This window comes from Streptomyces sp. NPDC007205 (assembly GCF_040634095.1).
Classification (GTDB): Bacteria; Actinomycetota; Actinomycetes; order Streptomycetales; family Streptomycetaceae; genus Streptomyces.
Genome location: NZ_JBEYEW010000137.1, coordinates 1 through 3,181, shown reverse-complemented (window position 1 = coordinate 3,181; position 3,181 = coordinate 1). Strand labels below are relative to the sequence as shown.

The 3,181-nt window shown below is 66.1% G+C and carries 2 protein-coding genes; one reads left to right on the top strand and one right to left on the bottom strand.

The genetic code is table 11. The features are described from left to right. The first annotated feature begins 311 nt into the window (after window positions 1-311). Entirely contained in the window at window positions 312-539 is a 228-nt protein-coding gene (locus ABZ624_RS42530; RefSeq protein WP_360101027.1) for a hypothetical protein, read from the top strand. A gap of 107 nt (window positions 540-646) precedes the next feature. Here ABZ624_RS42530 and ABZ624_RS42525 read toward each other — a convergent pair whose 3' ends face one another. Continuing rightward, window positions 647-2,764, bottom strand: a complete 2,118-nt coding sequence (locus ABZ624_RS42525; protein ID WP_360101024.1) for a LamG-like jellyroll fold domain-containing protein — start codon at window positions 2,762-2,764, stop codon at window positions 647-649. Between the last annotated feature and the right edge of the window lie 417 nt (window positions 2,765-3,181).

The window sequence follows — 3,181 nt, the reverse complement described above, 5'->3', positions numbered from 1 at the left end:
GGCTCAAGACGGGCCCACTGCCCGTTCGTCAGATCCCCACGTCCCACAGGACGTGATCACCAACCAACAAGATCAACTTTCGCAACAGACCCTAGGCGGCTCGGCCCCAGAGCTCAGATGGCTGCTTGACCCTCTACCAGGTCTTCGACGCCCTTACAGGACCTGCTGAGGTGCTGGACCGGCCCCTGCACCACCTGCGGCCGCGCCCTGCCGACCACAGAACCAGAACCTGACGAAGCACTAGGGACCGCTCCACGCCACCGTCGCCCGGGTTTACGCCCGCGCCATGAAACGCGGCATCGACCGGACCCGTGCACCTCAAAGCGGCCGCACTCCTGCAGATCCTGGCAAGAGTGCCATGTCTGGAGCACTCAGGCGAGTCCTTCGCCCGGCACGTCAACGGGGCATCCCTGATTCTCAACGGGCACCAGCTCGACTACCCGTCCAAAGCGGCTGCCGGCCCGGTACGCGACGCCGTCCCCGGAGCACTGGGCGTCGTCCGGATCGCCCGACGACCGAGCGACTTCACCATCGGCTGATCCCGCGTGCCGGGCGTGCGAAGCGCCCACCGCCTTCAGCGCGCCACAGGCCAGACGCACGTCCCTACTGGACCGGCTTTCCGACTACGAGGTCCGTCCCATCAACATTACGGCGTCCTCGGCATACCCAGGCTGTGGTGCTGTGCCACCTGCGCGGCAGACAGCACACTGCGGTAGATCGCGGTCTCGTCGATCTGTCCCGCGAAACACAAGCTTGACGGGCTGCTGGGCCAGCCGGCCAGTCCACCCAGCTGGCCTCCGCCTACATGCCAGTAGCCCGCATAATCGGCGCTGGTGACGACTCGCGGATTACTCGCCTGCAGTGTCCCATCCACAAACAGCTGCATTCCCCCACGACCCTGGGTGGCGACAACGTGATGCCACTTGCCGTCGTTAAAGCTCGCCCTGCTGCTGATGGTGCGGGCGCCACCGGCGTATACACCGAAAACGAGGCGGCCGTCGTTCGTCATGTAGACATGCTTGTCGTAGCGGCGACTGCGCATCATCCAGGTACGGCTGTCGAAACCGACGAGTTTCCCTCCGGTTGTCGTGCTGGTCTTGAACCAGGTTTCAAGGGAGTACGACGTCGGAGTGGGGCTGGGGCGCTCGCTATAGGTGTACCCGTCAGCTCCGCGGTAGCCGACGGCGGCATTGGAGTCGGGTACCGCGCCGGGGATGATCCCGCGTGTGGAGGCACCGCGGTGGATGCCGCCGTTGCCGGCACCGGAACTGTCCGCGGCGAAGGTGCCGTCGGTCTCTTCGAACCGCCAGTACAGGTCGGCTCCGTCAGCGAGGACCCGCTGCGCGTAGCGGTTCGCCGTCCTGGCCGTGGTGACCTTGGCGGGCTTGGACAGGTGGCTGGTGTGGGTGCCGTCGCTGGCGGTGATTCGGTAGCTGTAGGCGGATCCTGTGGCGATGTCGGTGTCGGTGAACGTCAGCTGCGGACGTATCCAGAGCAGGGAGGAGCCGGTGACGGTGTGGATGGGGGTGTGGGAGCCGTTGCGGTAGACCCGGTAGGTCAGTTTACTGTCATCCGGATCCAGGCTGGACTGCCAGCGCACATCGATCCGGCCGGGTGTGGTGCTGGAGACACTGACCTGGGGGGCCGAGGGGGCGGTGGTGTCGGGGCCACTGGCGAAGCGGGTGAGGCTTTGCTGCGGCTTGCCGTTGACGGTGGTGAACTCCCCGCCCACCCACATGTAGGCGGTGCCATTCTTCGAAGCGGTGGTCAGCACCCGCGGCCCGATGTGCTCGCCGATCCCGTCATTGGTGTCGGGGAACCAGCCCAGCAGCCTGGGTGCGTTCACCGGCTCGGCAAGCAGATGCTGGCGCTCCCACAACTCTGGAAGTTGGCCCATTCTGCTGCAGTCGTGGGCATGTGAGGCGGAATACAGCACGCCCTTATAGACCTCGACCGCCTGAGTCGCGCCGAAGCACTTGTCCCGCCAGCGTTCATTGAAGCCGTCGAGATCGAAAGCCATCCGGCCGTCGTATGCGATGGGACCGCTGAGCCGACGGCCGCCCAAAGGCCGGGAATAGTTCTCGGTGGCGGCATAGAAGCCGGTGGTGTCTGTGGTGATGTCCTTCACCGTCATGTTGGTGGCAAGGAAGCCCGCCGGATACCTCTTGGTGAGGTTGCCGTTGGTGCTGTTGAGGACGGCGAGGGCGTGTGAATCGGCACCGTTCACGTGGAAGAAGTCGCCGCCGAGGATGACATTGCGTCCGTCCGGAGTCACCTTGACTGCCCGGCCGGGCTCGTCGGCGTCCGCCTTCCACGGGCGCAGCGCCGCGGACGTGCTGGTGACTGAGGCGAAGTAGCGGCGGGCCTGGCCGGCGACCGTGGTGAAGTCACCACCGAGATACACCGCGTCGTCGGTGGCGGCCAGCGCCCGCACGGTGGCGTTCACCGACACCTTGAAGCCGGTCTTCGGCATGCACGTACGAACGTCGATGGCCGCCACATTGCTCACCTTGACGCCGTTGACCGCCCCGAAGCGCCCACCCGCATACAGCGTCCTGTGGTCCGGCGACACCGTCAGCGCCCGCACCGTCGCAAGACCTGAACCCACCGTGAACGACAGCTTGCACGACGCCGGCCTACCCGTCGCCGCGTCGAGCGCCACAAAATTGACCACCGGCCGCTCACTGCTGCCGGCCGCCGCATCCGGCGGCCTGACGGCCGAGAAGGTACCGCCCGCGAAGACCACCCCACCGCTCTGGGCCATCGCCCATACGATCCCATTGGTCTGCCACGTCGGCAGCTCACCCGCCATCATCGCTACCGGAGCAGTCAGCGCAGCCGCCGACGGCGCCCTCACCACTCCTAATCCGGCCAACGACGCCACAGCCACTGATAAGACGGCCGCACGGACCCCCACCGAACGCACACGCATTGTGTCCCATGTCCTCCCTGTCGCAGGACATGACAGCTTACTGACTTCGGCTCGTCAGGGTGCTCTTTCGCGTAGTCCGTGGTGAGGGGGTGTTGGTTGTAGTCCGTGGGGTTGTGAGGTACGGGGATGGGGGCGGGTTGACCGCTGCGGGGCGCCAGCGCCGGGAGACGGTACGGATGCAGGCGGCCGAGTTGTTCGAGCAGAAGATCAAGCCGCTGCAGGTGGCGCGGCGGCTGCGGGTGAGCAGGA

What these genes read in the sequence shown, in the direction of transcription:
- ABZ624_RS42525 (WP_360101024.1), bottom strand. Translation starts at nt 2,764, where the DNA reads ATGGCCCAGAGCGGTGGGGTGGTCTTCGCGGGCGGTACCTTCTCGGCC.